Source organism: Paraburkholderia jirisanensis (genome assembly GCF_054782355.1).
This window is the reverse complement of record NZ_BAAGSQ010000029.1, coordinates 587,931-605,533: the sequence shown is the minus strand read 5'-3', so window position 1 is coordinate 605,533 and position 17,603 is coordinate 587,931. Positions and strand designations below refer to the sequence as shown.

Genomic DNA, 17,603 nt, shown 5'->3' with positions numbered 1-17,603 from the left:
TTTCTGGTTGCAACCGGGCTGCGGCGCCGCGCTCAGGACAACCACACCGCGATCGTCAGCATCAGCAGCAGGATCATCCATAGAATCACCGCGCGCCACACCAACCCCACCGCCGATTGCAGCGTGCGCGGCGTGCAGTCGTCGCCGACCGGCATCGGACCACCGTCGCCGGTGACGAGCGCATCGACGCTCGACGGCTCGGCCAACGGCCCTGCGAGCCGTGCGCCAAGCGCGCCGCTGCCAGCCGCGAGCAGCACGCCATCGTTCGCATCGGGCCATTGGCGCGCGTGATTGCGCCATGCATAGATCGCATCTTCGAAATTGCCGACGATCGCAAAACCCAGCGACGTCAGCCGCGCCGGCAGCCAGTCGATTACGAAAAAGGCGCGCTGCGCGAAGGTGGAGAATTCCGCGGTGCGATCCTCGACCGGTTGCGCCCACGTGCGCGACAGATACTCCGCAATGCGGTACAGCACCGCGCCGGCAGGCCCGATCGGCACCAGAAACCAGAAGAACACGCCGAACACATGCCGGTGCGAAGCCACCACCGCGTGAATCAGCGTGTGCCGCACGATCTCGCTGACCGGCATGTCGACCGTGTCGATACCGGTCCATTCGTTGAGAATTTCGCGCGCGCGCGGCACGTCGTCGTTGTTCAGCGCGAGATGGATGTCGGTGAAATAGTGGCTGAACTGCCGGAAACCGAGCGTGAAATAGACGATCACCACGTTGCACAGAAACGCCAGCGCAAAGTGGATCTGGTACAGCACGAAGTAGATCAGACCGACCGCAAGGGTCCACGGCAGCACGACCACCAGCCACGCAAGCACGCCGTGCCGCGGTTTGCCTGCATCGAACCCGTGCGCCGCCGACTCCGCATGGTATTGAAGCAACGCCGCCACCGGATTGCTCGATGACAACGCGCGTACCTGTTCGAGAATCAAAGCGAGCAATACGGAGAAGAAAGTCATGCGTGGCGCCGTGCTATTCGAGTTTTTGCCGAGTCTTTACGTTAGACCTTCAGGTTCGATCCGTACGATAGCACAGGGCCGAAGCTGTCTCACCAGCGGCAATTACAGTTGCACAACGGCAGCGGCCGGGCGCGCACACGGCGCAGCACGGCACGATGCCGTTATGCCGCGAGGAAGCGATAGAAATTGCGCAACATGCCGGCCGTTGCGCCCCAGATGAAATAATCACGGCCCGCCTCGCCCTGCCGCGCGCGTGGATACGGCATGGCGAAAAAGCGACGCTCGCCTTGCTCCCAACGCAGCACGCGCACCTCGTGATGGGCAGGGTTCATCAGGAAATCGAGCGGCACCTCGAAGATCTCGGCCACCTCGAGCGTGTCCGCATGCACCGTCAACGGCGGATGCACGAGGCTGACTACCGGCGTCACGCGATAACCGGTGCTTGTCAGATAGTCGGGCAGCGCGCCCAGCACCTCGACGCGCGACGGGTCGAGGCTCACCTCTTCCTGCGCCTCGCGCAGCGCGGTGGCGATCGGCGTTGGGTCTTCGGGCTCGTGACGGCCGCCCGGGAAACTGATCTGGCCGGCGTGATCGCTCAGATGGTCGGCACGCTGCGTCAGCAACACCGTCAGGCCGGTTTCCCGGACCACCAGCGCAATCAGTACCGCCGCCACCCGCGGATCGACGTCGTCGCGCCAGCGCACCTCGGTGGCCTCGGGTTCCCAGCGCAGGCGCTGCTCGAAACGGGCACGCAGCCCGTCCGGCGTCAGGCGGCTGGGCGCTACGGCAGGCAGATCGGCACCCGTCGATTCGACGGGCAAGCTTTCAGGCTCGAAGACGGGGCGGGCAGGACGGGACAAAGGGACTCTCGAAGCGGGTCGGGAAGGAGCACCCGACGGAACACCCGCTATTCTGAACCACCAAACAAAAAAGCACCCGAGGTGGGTGCTTTTTCTTACAGCTTTTACTCCTGAGCGGCGGAGGCAGCTGCGCGGTCTTTCGACACCAGCTTTTCCTTGATCCGGGCCGACTTGCCCGAACGCTCGCGGAGGTAGTACAGCTTCGCACGACGCACATCGCCGCGGCGCTTCACGACGATGCTGGCCAACAGCGGCGAATACGTCTGGAACGTACGCTCGACGCCTTCGCCCGACGAGATCTTGCGCACGATGAAGGCCGAGTTCAGACCGCGATTACGCTTTGCGATCACCACGCCTTCGTAAGCCTGAACGCGCTTACGGGTACCTTCGACCACGTTCACGTTGACGATCACCGTATCGCCGGGAGCGAAGTCGGGGATGGTCTTGCCATCGAGCGCGCGCTCGATTTCTTCCTGCTCGAGTTTTTCAATCAGATTCACAATGGACTCCTTATGCCATCTTGTCGGCGTTCGTACCTGCCTTGCGTGCAACGCGCGGCGACGGCCCCGATAGAGGATGGATTCACCACTGGAACCGCACACGCATGTGCGGCCCCGCCTATGCCCGCAGCCGTGCGGTGCAACCCTGAACCAGTGCTTCAGGACTGCGCCGTGCCGTTCGCGAGACTTGCGAGCCATGCCTCATCGGCACGGCTCAACATCTTGTTCTTTCTGGCCCGCTCGATCAGATCGGGCCGCTTCATCTGCGTGTTGCGCAGCGCTTCGCGCCGCCGCCACTGGCCGATTTCCGCATGATGGCCGCCAAGCAGCACATCGGGTACGCGCACGCCGTCATACTCTTCGGGCCGCGTGTAATGCGGACAGTCCAGCAGCACATCGACGAAACTATCCTGCACCGCCGACTGCGCATCGTTCAGCACGCCGTGCAGCTGGCGAATGACCGCGTCCATCAAGGCCATCGCGGGTAGTTCGCCGCCAGACAACACGAAATCGCCGAGGCTCACTTCCTCATCGACACAGCGCTCGATCAGACGCTGGTCGATCGCCTCGTAGCGGCCGCACAGCAAAACCAGACCTGGCTGCGCTGCGAAGCGCATGACGCTGTCGTGGTTCAGCGGCGCACCCTGCGGCGACATCATCACCACACGCGAGCCGGTCACGCCCTGCTCCGCCTGCGCCGCTTTCGCGGCACTGATCGCGTCTTCGAGCGGCCGTGCGAGCATCACCATGCCCGGACCACCGCCGTACGGACGGTCGTCGATCGTCCGATAGTTGTCGGTGGTGAAATCGCGAGGGTTCCACGTGCGCAGCGCGTAACGCTGCTGCTTCGCCGCACGGCTCGTGATGCCCCAGTCGGTCAGCGCATGAAACATCTCGGGAAAGAGCGTCACGACGTCAAACTGCATCGCTCTCTCCGTTCAGCGAATCATTCAATAGTCGGCTTCCCAATCGACGACGATGCGCTTCGCCGCCTGATCCACCGTTTTTACATAGACCCCGACAAACGGAATCAACCGCTCACCGGTGATGACTTGGCCGTCTTTGCCGGTGTCCGGATATTCGATGCGCAACACCGACTGCGCGCCGTTGTCGATCATATCCGCCACCTTGCCGAGTTCGACACCCGCCTCGTTGACTACATCGAGGCCGAGCAGGTCGACCCAGTAGTACTCATCGGCCTCGAGCGCCGGGAAATCGCTGCGGCGCACGTAGACGCTGTAGCCGCGCAACGCGAGCGCCTGATCGCGATCGGCCGCGGCGTCCAGATGCGCGACAATGCTGTCGCTGTGAATCTTCGCCTGGCGGGCCTGCACCAACTTGCGCTCATGCCCCTTCAGCAGCCACCAGCGCTTCGCGACCAGCAAGGCATCGCCCCCCCGACCAGCGTCCGCATGGGCGGCAACCTTGACCCAGCCTTTGAGACCATATGCGTCGACGATGGCGCCGACTTCGAGCACATCGTCCGGCCAGTTTTCGGCCGACTCGAGCCGGGTTACCCCGACTGCTTTCGCTGGCTTTGCATCAGGCTCGGCCGCGGGTTGGGCGGCACTCCGTTCGACAGGCTTGCGGACAAACGCGCCGAATGAGGCCTTGGCGGGCACCTTCGCGCGACCCGATGCGTCTGAATCACGCCCAGCCATCAGCCAACCTCACTACTGGAGCCATGCACTGGCGGCAGACAGGCCGCCGGCTGTAAGACAAGTGTATTGCCGTTGCACCGGACGTTCCGCGCAGCGCGCGCGGCTGGCCGCCGATGCGAATACCGACTGTCATCAGGCAGCCGGTTGCGCCTTTTGCGCTTCCTTCACGAGACGTTGCACCGTCTCCGACAGTTGCGCGCCAACGCTTTGCCAGTGGGTCAGACGATCTTGAGCGATGCGCAGTGCTTCGCCCTTCACAGCGACCGGATTGTAGAAGCCGATACGCTCGATAAAGCGGCCGTCACGACGGTTGCGCGAATCAGTAGCGACGATGTTGTAGAACGGGCGCTTCTTCGAGCCGCCACGAGCCAAGCGGATGATGACCATACGTAAGTCCTTGAAAACCGGGTTCGGAACTACTGAAACGCGAGATTATAGCGGGAAACCAACGCCATAACAAACACTTACCGCGATAAATGACCTGCCGGCGGTTAACCCGCATGGAAGCCGGGGGAAAGCCACAGGTAAATTTGCAGACGATTTTCCTGCAGCCAGTCCACGCTGGGCGCCACGCCGGCGCGTTAGAACCGCGGCTAAAGCCGCCTCAAGCCGGACCCGCGCCGGCCTCACAACAACCGGGCCACCAACCGGGCCATTGAGCGGCACCGGCAGGTCGCCCCCAAAACGGTGTCTGAACCATACAACAGCGCCGCCCGGCACGCGCAACCACGCGAGGCGGCCGGCAGCTACGGCGCTGGCCAGCGAACCGGCCCGCAATCTGCACGCAATCGGCGCACGACGCCGCGATGACGTACAGCGCCAGGCAGGCGCGTCATCATGTCGCTTGCCGCGCCACCGCCGCGCTGCACGTCGCGCGGCGTAGAATGCGCGTCGGCGTTTCCACTACGCGGCCGCCGGCCCGTTTGACCGCCCGTCACCTGTTGCTTAATTTCATGTCGACTGTCGCTTCGCATCCCGCGCGCTTCCGCTCCAAAACCGTCACGGCCGCCCTCGCGTTCTTTTTCGGCTCGCTCGGCGCGCACCGCTTCTACCTGTACGGATTGCGCGATCTGTTCGGCTGGGCGCACATCGTCGGCATGTTGTTCGGCGTGCCGGGCCTTCTGTTGCTGATGGCCACCGAACGCGCGTCGGCGCTCGGCTGGGTGCTGGTGATGCCCGGCGCAATCTCGCTGCTCGCCGCGTTCCTCGCAGCAATCGTCTACGGCCTGCGCCCCGACGAAAAGTGGGACGCACAATTCAACGCACAGACCGGCCGGTACAGCGAGTCGGGCTGGACCGTCGTCTTCATCGTGATCTTTTCGCTGCTGATCGGCGCGTTCCTGCTGATGACCGGTCTTGCGTTCTCGTTCCAGACCTATTTCGAGTCGCAGATCGAAGCGGCGAAGTCACTGTCGCAATAACGGCACGCGGCTAGCCGGCAGCCCTAGAACAAATCGAGCTGCGCATCGTCAGCGCGCGGCCGCTGCGGCTCCATACGCTGAAACAGCGACATATCGAGAATGCCGCGCTGCCGGGCGTTCAAACCAAGGCGACGGGTCGCCTTCGCAAAGCGCTGCTTCATCAGGTCGGCCCACAGCCCCTCGCCTTTCATCCGGGTCGCGAACGACGAATCGTAGTCTTTGCCGCCGCGCATATCGCGCACCCGGTTCATCACGCGGTCCGCTCGATCCGGAAAATGCGCCGCCAGCCAATCCTTGAATAACGGCGCGACTTCCCATGGCAAGCGCAGCACGATATAGCTCGCACTTGTCGCGCCGGCTTGCGCGCAGGCTTCCAGCACGCGCTCCATATCGGGCTCGGTGACGAACGGAATGATCGGCGCAATGCTGACGCCGACCGGCACACCCGCGTCGGCCAGCGTGCGGATCGTGCGCAGGCGCCGCGTCGGCGTGGCCGCGCGCGGCTCGAGCGTGCGCGCGATATCGGCATCGAGCGTCGTGATCGTGATGGCGACCATCACCTGACCGCGTTCGGCCATCGGCACCAGCAGATCGAGATCGCGCTCGATCAGCGACGACTTCGTGATTGCTGCGAACGCATGCTGCCGCTCATGCAGCACCTCGACCACGCGGCGCGTCAGCTGTAAATCCCGCTCGACCGGTTGCCACGCGTCGGTATTGACGCCCAGCGCGATCGGCTCCGGCACGTAGGTCTTCTTCGACAGCTCGTGCGCCAGCAACTCCGGCGCGTTGACCTTCGCATAGATCCGGCTCTCGAAATCGAGCCCCGGCGACAACCCGAGATAGGCATGCGTAGGCCGTGCAAAGCAATAAATGCAGCCGTGTTCGCAGCCGCGATACGGGTTGAGCGACACGTTGAACGGAATATCTGGCGACGCATTACGCGTGAGGATGCTTTTCGCACGCTCTTCGAACACTTGCGTACGCAGCGCGGGGCGCTCGCCGTTGCCGTCTTCGTCGGCCGACGCGGCCCAGCCGTCGTCGACCACCTCACGCTGGTCGACTTCGTAGCGGCCTCGCAGGTTCGTCACCGCGCCGCGCCCTTTGCGGGGCGCAGGCGGCGCGACCGGATATTCGCCGATCGGGAAGTCGATATCGGGATCAGGGTCGGCGTTGGGTTCGGATTTGGGCTTGAAGTCGCTCACGGCACACTGTCGAACAGCAAAAAACACCTGTATAAATATACAGTGTTTACGCCGTTTGTCGAGGCCACAAACGAGACCGCAAACGAGGCCACAAACGCGACAGGAAAACCCGTCAATCGCCAACCTCGATAGTCAGCGTCTCCTTGATCTCCTCCATCACCATGTAGCTCTTCGACTGCACCGCCCCGGGCAGCTGCAGCAGGATATCGCCGAGCAGCTTGCGGTAGTCGGCCATCTCGCCGATGCGTGCCTTGATCAGATAGTCGAAATCGCCGGACACCAGATGGCACTCGAGCACTTCCGGGATTTTGGTCACCTCGCGGCGAAACTGGTCGAACATGTTGCCGCTTTTGTGATCGAGCGTGATCTCGACAAATACCAGCAGCGCCGCGCCAAGCTCGGCCGGATTCACACGCGCGTAGTAACCGGTAATCACGCCGTCGCGCTCCATCCGCTTCACACGTTCGATGCACGGCGTGACCGAAAGGCCGACCTGCTCGGCGAGGTCTTTCATCGCGACACGGCCGTCCTGCTGCAGCACTTTCAGGATCTTGCGGTCGATTTTGTCGAGCGCCTTGACCGGCTGACGTTGGATTCGCATGATTCCGCCGAATTTACTAAAATTTGAAAAAATACAATAACAAAACCTGCTCAAACATCAATAGCATAGCGGATGAAACTGGGCATTCGGAAATTTACCTCGCGATTCGACCAAATCCGACCAAATCAGACGGAAGTCAGGTCACTCAAAGCGAAACGCACCGCCGAAGTCCGCAACATTCTCTGGAGCAGCTATGCGAGTCGTCGTGTTGGGCAGTGGCGTGGTCGGTGTGACAAGTGCCTATTATCTTGCGCGCGCGGGGCACGATGTGACCGTGGTCGATCGCGCCGCCGGTCCGGCGCTCGAGACGAGTTTTGCGAACGCCGGCCAGATCTCGCCGGGCTATGCGTCGCCGTGGGCCGCGCCGGGCGTGCCGCTGAAGGCCGTCAAATGGATGTTCCAGAAACATGCGCCGCTCGCGATTCGCCTCGACGGCACCCAATTCCAGCTGCAGTGGATGTGGCAGATGCTGCGCAACTGCACGTCCGAGCGCTATGCGGTGAACAAGTCTCGCATGGTGCGTCTGGCCGAATACAGCCGCGACTGCCTGCAGGCACTGCGCACAGAAACCGGCATCCAATATGAAGGCCGTACCGGCGGAACACTGCAACTGTTCCGCACGCAACAACAACTCGACGGCGCGGCGAAAGACGTCGCGGTGCTGAAAGAAGCAAACGTACCGTATGAACTGCTAATGCCCGGCGACCTGGCGCGTGCCGAACCAGCGCTCGCCAAAACCGCGCACAAACTCACGGGCGGCCTGCGCCTGCCCGGCGACGAAACCGGCGACTGCCAGCTGTTCACCACGCGCCTCGCCGCACTCGCCGAACAACTGGGCGTGAAATTCCGCTTCAACACGCCGATCGATGCACTGCTGATGTCCGGTGGCCGTGTCGCGGGCGTGCGCTGCGGCGAAGAAACCCTGCGTGCGGACAGCTTCGTCGTCGCGTTCGGCTCGTACTCCACGCAGTTTCTTGACGGCATCGTCAAGATTCCGGTCTATCCGCTGAAGGGTTATTCGATCACCGCGCCGATCGTCGACGCGAGCGCCGCGCCGGTCTCGACCGTGCTCGACGAGACCTACAAGATCGCGATTACGCGCTTCGACGACCGGATCCGCGTTGGCGGCATGGCCGAGATCGTCGGCTTCGACAAGAAGCTGAAACAGGAACGACGCGAAACGCTTGAAATGTGCGTGAACGATCTGTTCCCCGGCGGCGGCGACACGTCGCAGGCAAGTTTCTGGACCGGGCTGCGTCCGATGACGCCAGATGGCACGCCGATCGTCGGCCGCACTCCGGTGTCGAACCTGTTTTTGAATACCGGCCACGGCACGCTCGGCTGGACCATGTCGTGCGGGTCGGGACAACTGCTCGCCGATCTGATCTCGGGCAAGAAGCCGGCGATCCAGTCCGGTGATCTGTCGGTGCACCGCTATCTTGGCGATGTCGCCGGCACAGGGCGGCCTGCCTACGCATAAGCGCGGCTCGTCAGCTGCGCCTGAAAATCAAACGGCGCTCCGCACATTTGCGGAGCGCCGTTTTGCATGGCGTGCGTTAAAGCCATCAAGAGCCGCGAAGCACGCTACAGCTCAAAACTGATCCTCCGACAACGCCAGTACGCCCTCGCCGCCTCGCGCGCTGACGATCGCCGTCTCGAGCGAGCTTGCCTGCGACAGCACATGTTCCGCAAAAAACTGCGCGGTCGCGATCTTCGCGCCATAGAACGACGGATCGTCGGCCTGCTTATGCGCCGCAGCCAGCATCGCGCGCGCCATCTGCCAGCCGCCGAGCACGATGCCTGCCAGCGTCAGATACGGCACGCTGCCCGCGAACACCGCATTCGGATCGTTCTTCGCGTTCCACACCACGAAGTTCACCGCGGCTTGCAGCGCGCGATGCCCATGCGCCAGTTGCGTGCGCATCGATTCGAACGCCGCGCCGCGTTGCGCGCCGAGCGCTTCGACAGTCTGCGCGACCTGCTGCAGCAGCTGGCTCGCCACCGCGCCGCCATCGCGCAGCGTCTTGCGGCTGACCAGATCGTTGGCCTGGATCGCGGTGGTCCCTTCGTAGATCGGCAGAATGCGCGCGTCGCGGTAGTACTGCGCCGCGCCCGTTTCTTCGATAAAACCCATGCCGCCGTGCACCTGCACGCCGAGGCTCGTCACGTCGAGCGACAGCTCGGTGCTCCAGCCCTTGACGATCGGCACCAGGTATTCATAAATCGCCTGATGCTGCGCTTGGGCCGCCGGGTCCGGATGGCGATGCGCGAGGTCGCAATGCGCGGCCGCGACGTAGGCGAGCGCGCGTGCGCCTTCGGTCAGCGCGCGCATCGTCGCAAGCATGCGGCGCACGTCCGGGTGATGAATGATCGATACCGGCTGCTTCGCCGAACCGTCGACCGGTCGGCTCTGCACGCGTTCTTTCGCATAGGCGACGGCTTTCTGATACGCCCGGTCCGACACCGCGATGCCCTGCATGCCGACCGCAAAGCGCGCCGCGTTCATCATGATGAACATGTGTTCGAGGCCGCGGTTGGCTTCGCCGATCAGATGGCCGACCGCCCCGCCGTGGTCGCCGAACTGCAGTACCGCGGTCGGGCTCGCCTTGATGCCGAGCTTGTGCTCGATCGACACGCAGTGCACGTCGTTGCGCGCGCCCGCCGAGCCATCCGCTCCAACCACGAACTTCGGCACGATAAACAGCGAGATACCCTTCACGCCTTCCGGCGCATCCGGCGTGCGCGCCAGCACCAGATGGACGATGTTGTCCGCCAGATCGTGCTCGCCCCACGTGATGAAAATCTTGGTGCCGAACAGCTTGTAGCTGCCGTCCGGCTGCGGCTCGGCGCGCGTGCGCACCAGCGCGAGGTCCGAGCCGGCTTGCGGCTCGGTGAGATTCATCGTGCCGGTCCATGCGCCGGAAATCAGCTTCGGCACGTAGATCTGTTTCTGCGCTTCACTGCCGGCGGTCAGCAACGCTTCGATCGCGCCGTCGGTCAATAGCGGGCACAGCGCGAACGACAGGTTCGCCGCGTTCAGCATTTCGATGCAAGGGGTCGCGATCAGCTTCGGCAAGCCTTGGCCTTCATAGTCGACCGGATGCTGCAGCCCTTGCCAGCCGCCTGCGGAAAACTGGCGGAACGCATCGGCGAAACCCGGCGTTGCGGTGACCTTGCCGTCGCGCCAGCTGCTCGGGTTGCGGTCGCCTTCTACGTTCAACGGCGCCAGCACCTCGCCGCACAGTTTCGCCGATTCTTCGAGCACCGCCTGCGCGGTGTCCACGCTCGCATCGTCGAAGCCGGGCAGCGCCGCGATCTGATCGAGTCCGGCCAGTTCCTTCATCACGAACAGCATGTCCTTGATGGGTGCCGTGTAGCTCATCTCTGTCTCCTCCCTGCGGAAAAAAAGGGCGCCGGATTGCACATCCTTGCGCCCTTTGCCTGCTGACACGCGCCTCGTTCAGGCGCCGTCTTGCGTCAGCCGAGTTCGTTGACGAGCTCCGGCACCAGCGCAAACAGATCGCCGACGAGGCCGTAATCCGCCACGCTGAAAATCGGCGCTTCCGGATCCTTGTTGATCGCCACGATCACCTTCGAGTCTTTCATGCCGGCCAGATGCTGGATCGCGCCGGAGATGCCCACCGCCACGTACAACTGCGGCGCGACGATCTTGCCGGTCTGGCCGACCTGGTAGTCGTTCGGCACGTAGCCCGCATCGACCGCGGCGCGCGACGCGCCCATTGCCGCGCCAAGCTTGTCGGCCAGCGGCTCGAGCACCTTCGTGTAGTTCTCGCCGCTGCCCAGCCCCCGGCCGCCCGACACGATGATCTTCGCGCTGGTCAGTTCCGGACGGTCCAGCTTGGTCACTTCGCGGCTCACGAACTGCGACAGGCCGCTGTCGGCCACCGCGTCGATCTTCTCGACCGCTGCGCTGCCGCCTTCGGCAGCCACCGGGTCGAAGCCCGTCGCACGCACCGTAATCACCTTGATCGGGTCTTGTGACTGCACCGTGGCAATCGCGTTGCCCGCGTAGATCGGGCGCTCGAACGTGTCGGCGCTGTCCACTGCGGTGATGTCGCTGATCTGCGCGACGTCGAGTTTCGCGGCGATGCGCGGCGCGATGTTCTTGCCGTATGCGGTGGCGGGCGCGACGATGTGCGTGTAGTTCTTTGCCGCATCTTTCACCAGCGTCAGCACGGTCGCTTCGACGTTTTCCGCGAGGCCTGCGGCCAGTTGCGCGGCGTCGGCGTGCAGTACCTTGGCGACGCCCGCGATCTTCGCAGCGGCTTCGGCAGCACCCTGCGCGTTGTGCCCGGCCACCAGCAGATGAATATCGCCGCCGATCTTCTGCGCGGCGGCTACGGTATTGAGCGTCGCTGCCTTGATCGACGCATTGTCATGTTCAGCAATTACCAGAATCGTCATCTTTTGCGCTCCGCTCTCACAGCACCTTGGCTTCGTTTTTCAGCTTCCCGACCAGCGTCTTCACGTCCGGCACCTTCACGCCGGCGCTGCGCTTGGGCGGCTCGACCACTTTCAGCGTCTTCAGACGCGGCGTAACGTCCACACCGAGGTCGGCGGGCTTCAGCGTTTCGAGCGGCTTTTTCTTCGCCTTCATGATGTTGGGCAGCGTCACGTAGCGCGGCTCGTTCAGGCGCAGATCGGTGGTCACCACGGCGGGCAGCGTCAGCGTCAGCGTTTCGGCGCCGCCGTCCACTTCGCGCGACACCGTCGCCTTGCCGTCGGCGACCGTCACCTTCGATGCGAAGGTTGCCTGCGGCAGACCCGCGAGGGCGGCAAGCATCTGGCCGGTCTGGTTCGAGTCGTCGTCGATTGCCTGCTTGCCGAGGATCACCAGCTCCGGCTTTTCCTTGTCGACCAGCGCCTTGAGCAGCTTGGCCACCGCCAGCGGCTGCAGGTCTTCGCCCGATTCGATCAGGATTGCACGGTCCGCGCCGATCGCGAGCGCCGTGCGCAGCGTTTCCTGGCATTGCGTGACGCCAGCCGATACGGCGATCACTTCGGTCGCGATGCCCGCTTCGCGCAGGCGCACCGCCTCTTCTACCGCGATTTCGTCGAATGGGTTCATCGACATCTTGACGTTCGCGATGTCCACGCCCGTGTTGTCCGACTTCACGCGGACCTTGACGTTGTAGTCGACCACTCTTTTGACTGGCACCAGAATTTTCATGCACACGCTCCAAAGTTACGAATACGTCAACCTGACGGTCAATTATAACGACAGCCCTCGCGGCAGCCGCCCGTCGGTCGTGGATCGGGGATTTTCTCTCCAACGGCGTGACAACAATAGCGAACGATCGTGCGATTTAATCTCAAAAATGGCGCGAGCGCTAGTCCGGGCTTCGATCGGCGGCTCTAAACCGCTGTCAGGTGTCTCGGCAACGCTCGCTGCGTCGCCGACCCATGACCCGAAAGTGATCGTCAGGCTGGGCACGATAGTCGGCAGCACTTCCGGCAGCGGCACGGCCACGAAAAAGCGGCGGACCGATGCCGGCAAGCGCTGTGCGCTCCTAGCCATCGCCGCCGCTGCTTAGGTTCGGATTCGAGGACGTCGATTTTATCGCAGCCGCGCCATACCCTTTAATAATCGTTTTCGCTTCTTTCATAACGGCTGGGCATTAGAGGCCGGCGCCGAGCGGCTGCGCACGAAACTGCTGCAGCGCTCACATAAGATTGCGCGGCAGGCCCCAAAACGAACAACGACCACTCCCACCATGGCCGCAACGACACTGCAACCCGACCTACAGCGTTTGCCGGCTTATCCGGCGCGGATCTCGCGCATCGCGTCCGGCGATGGTACTGAATTGCCGTTGTACTGCTGGCCCGCGATCGGTCCGACTCGCGCGACCGTGGCGCTGCTGCACGGCCTCGCTGAACACGCCGGCCGTTATGCGGCGCTGGCGCGCGCGCTGAACGAGTGCGGGATTGGGTTGTGCGCGATCGATCTGCGCGGCCATGGGCTCGCGCCCGGCGTGCGCGCGTGGGTCGAGCGCTTCGACGACTATTTGCTGGACGCGCAAGCGCTGCTCGCGGCAGCACCGCGTGACGGCGCGCCGGTTTTCCTGCTGGGTCACAGCATGGGCGGCACGGTTGCCGCGCTGTACGCGATCGAACGGTTGCCGCGCAGCGGCCAGCCGCTTGCCGGGCTGATCCTGTCGAGCCCCGCGCTTGCACCGGGCCGTGACGTGCCGCGCTGGATGACCTCGCTTAGCCAGTTGATCAGCCGCGTGTGGCCGCGTTTTCCGGCGCTCAGGATCGACGCTGCGTTGCTGTCGCGGGATGCGGCGGTGGTGCAGGCGAATTTGCAGGATCCGCTGGTGCATCACGGTCCGGTGCCGGCTCGGACCGGCGCGGAGATGCTGCTTGCGATGGCTCGCATCGCGCGCGGCCGGGATGCGCTGCGCGTGCCGCTGCTGGTGTTTCACGGCAGCGCCGACAAGCTGACGGAGCCCGACGGCAGTCGCGCGTTCCATGCTCATGCCGGGTCGACGGACAAGACGCTGAAGATCTTCGACGGCAGCTATCACGAGACGATGAACGATCTGGAACGGGAGCGCGTGATTGGCGAGGTGGTGGCGTGGGTGCTGGCGCGCGCGGGGTGAGCGTGGGGTGAGCGCGGGGTGACTCTGCGGGGTGACTCTGCGGGGTGACTCTGCGGGGTGACTCTGCGGGCTGACTCTGCGGGCTGACTCTGCGGGCTGACTCTGCGGGCTGACTCTGCGGGGTGACTCTGCGGGGTGACTCTGCGGGGTGACTCTGCGGGCTGACTCTGCGGGCTGACTCTGCGGGCTGACTCTGCGGGCTGACTCTGCGGGCTGACTCTGCGGGCTGACTCTGCGGGCTGACTCTGCGGGCTGACTCTGCGGGCTGGGTCCGCGGGGTGGGTCCGCGTTAAATCCCTGCCGGCGCGCTCAGCGCGGCCATGCAGGTGGCCGCTTGTCGACAAACGCCTGCACGCCCTCAAGCGCCGACGCCTCCATCATGTTGCAGGCCATCGTCTGGCCGGCCAGTTGATAGGCCGCATCGATTCCCATCTCGAGCTGCCGATAGAACAACGCCTTGCCCGCTTGCACAGCCTCGCGCGGTTTCGCGCAGATGCTCGATGCGAGCTCGGCCACTTGCGCATCGAGCGTGTCGAGCGGCACCACCCGATTCACCAGCCCGCGTTGCTGCGCGGCCAGCGCATCGATGAATTCTCCCGTCACCAGCATCTCGAACGCGGCTTTCTGCGACACGCTGCGCGACAGCGGCACCGCCGGCGTCGAGCAGAACAGGCCCAGATTGACACCCGATGTTGCGAAGCGCGCGCTATCGGCTGCGACGGCAAGATCGCACATCGCGACCAGCTGACATCCGGCCGCGGCCGCGACGCCGTGCACGCGCGCAATGACCGGCTGCGGCATACGGCGAATCGTCAGCATCATCTTCGAGCAGCGCGCGAACAGTGCCTGATAGTAGTCGCGCGAAGGCGACGCGCGCATCTCCTTCAGGTCGTGCCCCGCGCAGAAAGCGCGTCCCGCGCCGGCCAGCACGACGACGCGCGCAGCGGATTTTTCGATTGCCGAGAGCTGCGCCTGCAAATCACCGAGCAGCGCTTCTGAAATCGCGTTGAACGCGTCGGGGCGATTCAGCGTTAGTTGCACGACGCCGGCGATGCCGTAGGCGTCGCGGGTGACTTCAACGAGGCCGCCCGTCGCGGACGAAGGATGAGACTGAAGCGATGCGCTCATGACTGTCTCCTGCCGATACGTTGTGGCGTGATCCCGTGATGCGTTACGGCGTGCGGCGATGCGCTGCTGCGCTGATGCGTTACCGAGCTAATGTATTGCTGCCCTACTACGCTGCCGCATTGTTTGCGCTGACGCACCGTGCGCCTGAGTCGGGCGCCACGGTTACATCGTGCGCCGGCAGCGCGCAGCCCCATCAAAGACCGGCGAGCGCCTTCACATGCGCGGCGACACTGCGACCCAGCGCCGACAGGTTATATCCGCCTTCGAGACAGCTGACGATGCGCCCTTGCGCATAGCGCCCGGCGATCTCGCGAACCTGCTCGGTGAGCCACGTGTAATCGGCTTCGACAAGGCCCATGTTGCCGAGGTCGTCCTCGCGATGCGCGTCGAACCCCGCCGACACGAACAGCATCTGCGGCTTGAACTCATGCAGACGTGGCAGCCACATCAGATCCACCGCCTCGCGCACCACCACGCCTTTCGAACGCGCGGAGATCGGCACGTTCACCATATTGGCGGCCTGGTTCTCAGTGCCGCTGTACGGATAAAACGGATGCTGGAAGATGCTGCACATCAGCACACGCTCATCGCCCGCGAACACCGCCTCGGTGCCGTTGCCATGATGCACGTCGAAGTCGATGATCGCGACGCGCTCGAGCCCGTGCACTTCCAGCGCATGACGCGCGGCAATCGCGACATTGTTGAAAAAGCAGAAGCCCATCGCGCGCGCCGGCTCCGCATGATGTCCCGGCGGCCGCACGCTGCAAAACGCGTTGTCGTAGCGGCCTTCAAGCACCGCACCGGTCGCCGCCACCGCCGCGCCCGCCGCGCGCAGCGCGGCTTGCAGCGTGTAATGATTCATCGATGTGTCGGGGTCGATCGCCGCGTAGCCGGATTCGGGCGCGCACTGGCGCAGGTAGTCGATGTGCGCCTGGGTGTGCACGCGCAGCAGGTCGGCCTCGTCAGCAAGCGGCGGCGACTCGCGCTCGATCAGCGGCGCGATGCGGCTTGCGATCAGTTGGTCTTCGATGGCCTGCAGCCGGGCGGGACACTCGGGATGCCAGTGGCCCATCTCGTGCAGCAGACAGTCCGCGTGCGAATAGAAACCGGTTGCCATGAATTTGCCTTCGGGCATTGACTTGTGTCGGCGCGAGCCCAGGGACCGGGCCCGATGCCGCAGCAGCGCGTCAGCGCCGTGCTGCCCGCGCGATATCGCCAACTTACCACAGCGCACGCGTAGACCGCGCCCTGCCCTACTCCTGCATCATTTTGCGACACCATCGTCGGGTATACTGCCCCGGTCCGCTTTCGCAGCTTCTTCTACCGATCTCTCACGCATCGCGAACCCCGCTCATATGACCGTCACGCCCGCTCTGCCCGCACGACATCGGCTACGTGCAACCACCGTAGCCGCCGCACTGTCCATCGCATGGTGCATGTTCGCGGGAGCCGGCCCGGCAGCGGCGCAAACCAGCGGCGGCGCGTCGAAGCCGCGCGCGCTGGTCGCCCAGGCGCAGCCGCAGCAACCGGTCCAGCAAGGGCAAACCTTCGAAGAAGAAATCATCCCGCAGCGCTACGCGAACAACGGCGATGTCGAAGCGTTCATCAACGACATGGTCGCGCGCTACGACTTCGATGCGGGTGCGCTGCACGATCTTTTCGCGCACGTCAGCTACTCGGCCACCGCGGTGAAGCTGGTCACGCCTGCGCCCACGCCGGCGGCGAAGAACTGGCGCGCGTACCAGGCACGCTTTCTCGACCAGGTGCGCATCAACGCCGGCGTGAAATTCTGGCGCAACAACCAGGCCACGCTGCAGCGCGCGTACGAGCAGTTCGGGGTGCCGCCCGAAGTGGTGGTCGGCATTATCGGCGTGGAAACGCTGTACGGCCGCTACATGGGCAACTTCCGCGTGCTCGACGCGCTGACCACGCTGAGCTTCGACTATCCGGACACGCCGAACCGCGCGGACCGTCAGGCGACCTTCCGCAAGAATCTGGCCGACTATCTGGTGTGGACGCGCGATTCGCAACTCGATCCGACCTCGGTGCTCGGCTCGTACACGGGCGCGATCGGCATTCCGCAGTTCCTGCCGAGCAGCATCGTGCAGTACGCGGTCGACTACGACGGCGACGGCACGATCGACCTGCGCACCAGCCAGGCCGATGCGATCGGCAGCGTCGCCAATTATCTGAAGCAGAACGGCTGGGAAACCGGCCGGCCGGTGGTATGGAACATCGCATCGGATGCCGGCAGCCAGGGCATCGCACAGGCGGCCGCGACTGGCCAGCCGGAGCCGCGCTGGACACTCGAGCAGCTGCTGCGGGCGGGCCTGTTGATGAATGAACCGTCGCTGAACCTCACCGCCGAAGCGAGCTCGCCGGTGACGGTGGTCGATCTGCCAACGCCGGGACGGCCGACCGAGTATGTGCTCGGGCTGAAGAATTTCTACGTGCTGACGCGCTATAACCGCAGCTTCTTTTATGCGCTGACGGTGTATCAGCTGGGGCAGCGCGTGAAGGCGCAGATGGCCGCGAGCAATCCGGTCAATCCGAACGGCAACGGCGCTGCAGGCGGCGTGAACGGCGGTGCTTCCGTGCCGGCCATGCAGTAACGAAAAGCTTGGGGCGAGCGC

18 protein-coding genes are annotated in these 17,603 nt (G+C 64.1%); 5 read left to right on the top strand and 13 right to left on the bottom strand.

The window, feature by feature from the left end; all coding sequences use genetic code 11:
• Positions 1 to 32: 32 nt before the first annotated feature.
• The 6 genes from ACYVNQ_RS28405 to rpsP form a co-directional block, all read right to left on the bottom strand.
• Positions 33 to 971, bottom strand: coding sequence for a CobD/CbiB family protein (locus ACYVNQ_RS28405; protein ID WP_460907125.1), 939 nt, complete (start codon positions 969 to 971; stop codon positions 33 to 35).
• Positions 972 to 1,132: 161 nt separating this feature from the next.
• The gene (locus ACYVNQ_RS28400; protein ID WP_460907123.1) at positions 1,133 to 1,831 is read right to left on the bottom strand and encodes a CoA pyrophosphatase; all 699 of its coding nucleotides are present in this window, start codon (positions 1,829 to 1,831) and stop codon (positions 1,133 to 1,135) included.
• Positions 1,832 to 1,935: 104 nt separating this feature from the next.
• The gene (rplS, locus tag ACYVNQ_RS28395; protein ID WP_460907121.1) at positions 1,936 to 2,331 is read right to left on the bottom strand and encodes a 50S ribosomal protein L19; all 396 of its coding nucleotides are present in this window, start codon (positions 2,329 to 2,331) and stop codon (positions 1,936 to 1,938) included.
• Between the two features lie 158 nt (positions 2,332 to 2,489).
• A complete protein-coding gene (gene trmD / locus ACYVNQ_RS28390) occupies positions 2,490 to 3,257 on the bottom strand; it encodes a tRNA (guanosine(37)-N1)-methyltransferase TrmD (RefSeq protein WP_460907119.1) in 768 nt (255 codons plus the stop codon).
• 24 nt (positions 3,258 to 3,281) lie between these two features.
• The gene (gene rimM, locus ACYVNQ_RS28385; protein WP_460907117.1) at positions 3,282 to 3,992 is read right to left on the bottom strand and encodes a ribosome maturation factor RimM; all 711 of its coding nucleotides are present in this window, start codon (positions 3,990 to 3,992) and stop codon (positions 3,282 to 3,284) included.
• Positions 3,993 to 4,124: 132 nt separating this feature from the next.
• A complete protein-coding gene (gene rpsP, locus ACYVNQ_RS28380) occupies positions 4,125 to 4,379 on the bottom strand; it encodes a 30S ribosomal protein S16 (RefSeq protein ID WP_460907115.1) in 255 nt (84 codons plus the stop codon).
• Positions 4,380 to 4,945: 566 nt separating this feature from the next.
• On the opposite strand from rpsP, the gene ACYVNQ_RS28375 reads away from it, so the two are divergent.
• Positions 4,946 to 5,413, top strand: a complete 468-nt coding sequence (locus ACYVNQ_RS28375) for an NINE protein (protein WP_460907729.1) — start codon at positions 4,946 to 4,948, stop codon at positions 5,411 to 5,413.
• Between the two features lie 23 nt (positions 5,414 to 5,436).
• Here ACYVNQ_RS28375 and ACYVNQ_RS28370 read toward each other — a convergent pair whose 3' ends face one another.
• Complete coding sequence (locus ACYVNQ_RS28370) at positions 5,437 to 6,567, bottom strand: PA0069 family radical SAM protein (protein WP_460907727.1); 1,131 nt, start codon at positions 6,565 to 6,567, stop codon at positions 5,437 to 5,439.
• A gap of 163 nt (positions 6,568 to 6,730) precedes the next feature.
• A complete protein-coding gene (locus ACYVNQ_RS28365) occupies positions 6,731 to 7,219 on the bottom strand; it encodes an Lrp/AsnC ligand binding domain-containing protein (protein ID WP_460907113.1) in 489 nt (162 codons plus the stop codon).
• Between the two features lie 193 nt (positions 7,220 to 7,412).
• Between ACYVNQ_RS28365 and ACYVNQ_RS28360 the strand changes: the two genes are divergently transcribed.
• Positions 7,413 to 8,699 (top strand): D-amino acid dehydrogenase, encoded by a 1,287-nt coding sequence (locus ACYVNQ_RS28360; RefSeq protein WP_460907110.1) that lies wholly within the window; start codon positions 7,413 to 7,415, stop codon positions 8,697 to 8,699.
• Between the two features lie 111 nt (positions 8,700 to 8,810).
• On the opposite strand, the gene ACYVNQ_RS28355 is transcribed toward ACYVNQ_RS28360, so the two are convergent.
• The 3 genes from ACYVNQ_RS28355 to ACYVNQ_RS28345 all read right to left on the bottom strand — a co-directional run bounded on the left by ACYVNQ_RS28355 (position 8,811) and on the right by ACYVNQ_RS28345 (position 12,410).
• Positions 8,811 to 10,601, bottom strand: coding sequence for an acyl-CoA dehydrogenase (locus ACYVNQ_RS28355; RefSeq protein ID WP_460907108.1), 1,791 nt, complete (start codon positions 10,599 to 10,601; stop codon positions 8,811 to 8,813).
• A gap of 95 nt (positions 10,602 to 10,696) precedes the next feature.
• Complete coding sequence (locus ACYVNQ_RS28350; protein ID WP_460907106.1) at positions 10,697 to 11,644, bottom strand: electron transfer flavoprotein subunit alpha/FixB family protein; 948 nt, start codon at positions 11,642 to 11,644, stop codon at positions 10,697 to 10,699.
• Positions 11,645 to 11,660: 16 nt separating this feature from the next.
• The gene (locus ACYVNQ_RS28345; protein WP_460907104.1) at positions 11,661 to 12,410 is read right to left on the bottom strand and encodes an electron transfer flavoprotein subunit beta/FixA family protein; all 750 of its coding nucleotides are present in this window, start codon (positions 12,408 to 12,410) and stop codon (positions 11,661 to 11,663) included.
• Here ACYVNQ_RS28345 and ACYVNQ_RS28340 point away from each other — a divergent pair.
• On the top strand, positions 12,409 to 12,774 hold the full coding sequence (locus tag ACYVNQ_RS28340) for a hypothetical protein (RefSeq protein ID WP_460907102.1): 366 nt from the start codon (positions 12,409 to 12,411) through the stop codon (positions 12,772 to 12,774). The two genes, ACYVNQ_RS28345 and ACYVNQ_RS28340, sit on opposite strands and share 2 nt — an antisense overlap.
• Positions 12,775 to 12,954: 180 nt before the next feature.
• A complete protein-coding gene (locus ACYVNQ_RS28335; RefSeq protein ID WP_460907100.1) occupies positions 12,955 to 13,842 on the top strand; it encodes a lysophospholipase in 888 nt (295 codons plus the stop codon).
• Between the two features lie 309 nt (positions 13,843 to 14,151).
• Here ACYVNQ_RS28335 and ACYVNQ_RS28330 read toward each other — a convergent pair whose 3' ends face one another.
• Entirely contained in the window at positions 14,152 to 14,970 is an 819-nt protein-coding gene (locus ACYVNQ_RS28330) for an enoyl-CoA hydratase (RefSeq protein ID WP_460907098.1), read from the bottom strand.
• Positions 14,971 to 15,163: 193 nt separating this feature from the next.
• A complete protein-coding gene (locus tag ACYVNQ_RS28325; RefSeq protein WP_460907096.1) occupies positions 15,164 to 16,087 on the bottom strand; it encodes a histone deacetylase family protein in 924 nt (307 codons plus the stop codon).
• A gap of 238 nt (positions 16,088 to 16,325) precedes the next feature.
• On the opposite strand from ACYVNQ_RS28325, the gene mltB reads away from it, so the two are divergent.
• Positions 16,326 to 17,582 carry a lytic murein transglycosylase B gene (gene mltB / locus ACYVNQ_RS28320; protein WP_460907094.1) on the top strand — a complete coding sequence of 419 codons (1,257 nt, stop codon included), beginning with the start codon at positions 16,326 to 16,328 and terminating at the stop codon, positions 17,580 to 17,582.
• The last annotated feature ends 21 nt before the right edge of the window (positions 17,583 to 17,603 follow it).

Bases quoted from the DNA above. Each gene is read 5' to 3' on its own strand.
- ACYVNQ_RS28405 (WP_460907125.1), bottom strand. From the start codon at position 971: ATGACTTTCTTCTCCGTATTGCTCGCTTTGATTCTCGAACAGGTACGC.
- trmD (WP_460907119.1), bottom strand. From the start codon at position 3,257: ATGCAGTTTGACGTCGTGACGCTCTTTCCCGAGATGTTTCATGCGCTG.
- rimM (WP_460907117.1), bottom strand. From the start codon at position 3,992: ATGGCTGGGCGTGATTCAGACGCATCGGGTCGCGCGAAGGTGCCCGCC.
- rpsP (WP_460907115.1), bottom strand. From the start codon at position 4,379: ATGGTCATCATCCGCTTGGCTCGTGGCGGCTCGAAGAAGCGCCCGTTC.
- ACYVNQ_RS28375 (WP_460907729.1), top strand. From the start codon at position 4,946: ATGTCGACTGTCGCTTCGCATCCCGCGCGCTTCCGCTCCAAAACCGTC.
- ACYVNQ_RS28365 (WP_460907113.1), bottom strand. From the start codon at position 7,219: ATGCGAATCCAACGTCAGCCGGTCAAGGCGCTCGACAAAATCGACCGC.
- ACYVNQ_RS28360 (WP_460907110.1), top strand. From the start codon at position 7,413: ATGCGAGTCGTCGTGTTGGGCAGTGGCGTGGTCGGTGTGACAAGTGCC.
- ACYVNQ_RS28355 (WP_460907108.1), bottom strand. From the start codon at position 10,601: ATGAGCTACACGGCACCCATCAAGGACATGCTGTTCGTGATGAAGGAA.
- ACYVNQ_RS28350 (WP_460907106.1), bottom strand. From the start codon at position 11,644: ATGACGATTCTGGTAATTGCTGAACATGACAATGCGTCGATCAAGGCA.
- ACYVNQ_RS28340 (WP_460907102.1), top strand. From the start codon at position 12,409: ATGCACACGCTCCAAAGTTACGAATACGTCAACCTGACGGTCAATTAT.
- ACYVNQ_RS28345 (WP_460907104.1), bottom strand. From the start codon at position 12,410: ATGAAAATTCTGGTGCCAGTCAAAAGAGTGGTCGACTACAACGTCAAG.
- ACYVNQ_RS28335 (WP_460907100.1), top strand. From the start codon at position 12,955: ATGGCCGCAACGACACTGCAACCCGACCTACAGCGTTTGCCGGCTTAT.
- ACYVNQ_RS28330 (WP_460907098.1), bottom strand. From the start codon at position 14,970: ATGAGCGCATCGCTTCAGTCTCATCCTTCGTCCGCGACGGGCGGCCTC.
- ACYVNQ_RS28325 (WP_460907096.1), bottom strand. From the start codon at position 16,087: ATGGCAACCGGTTTCTATTCGCACGCGGACTGTCTGCTGCACGAGATG.
- mltB (WP_460907094.1), top strand. From the start codon at position 16,326: ATGACCGTCACGCCCGCTCTGCCCGCACGACATCGGCTACGTGCAACC.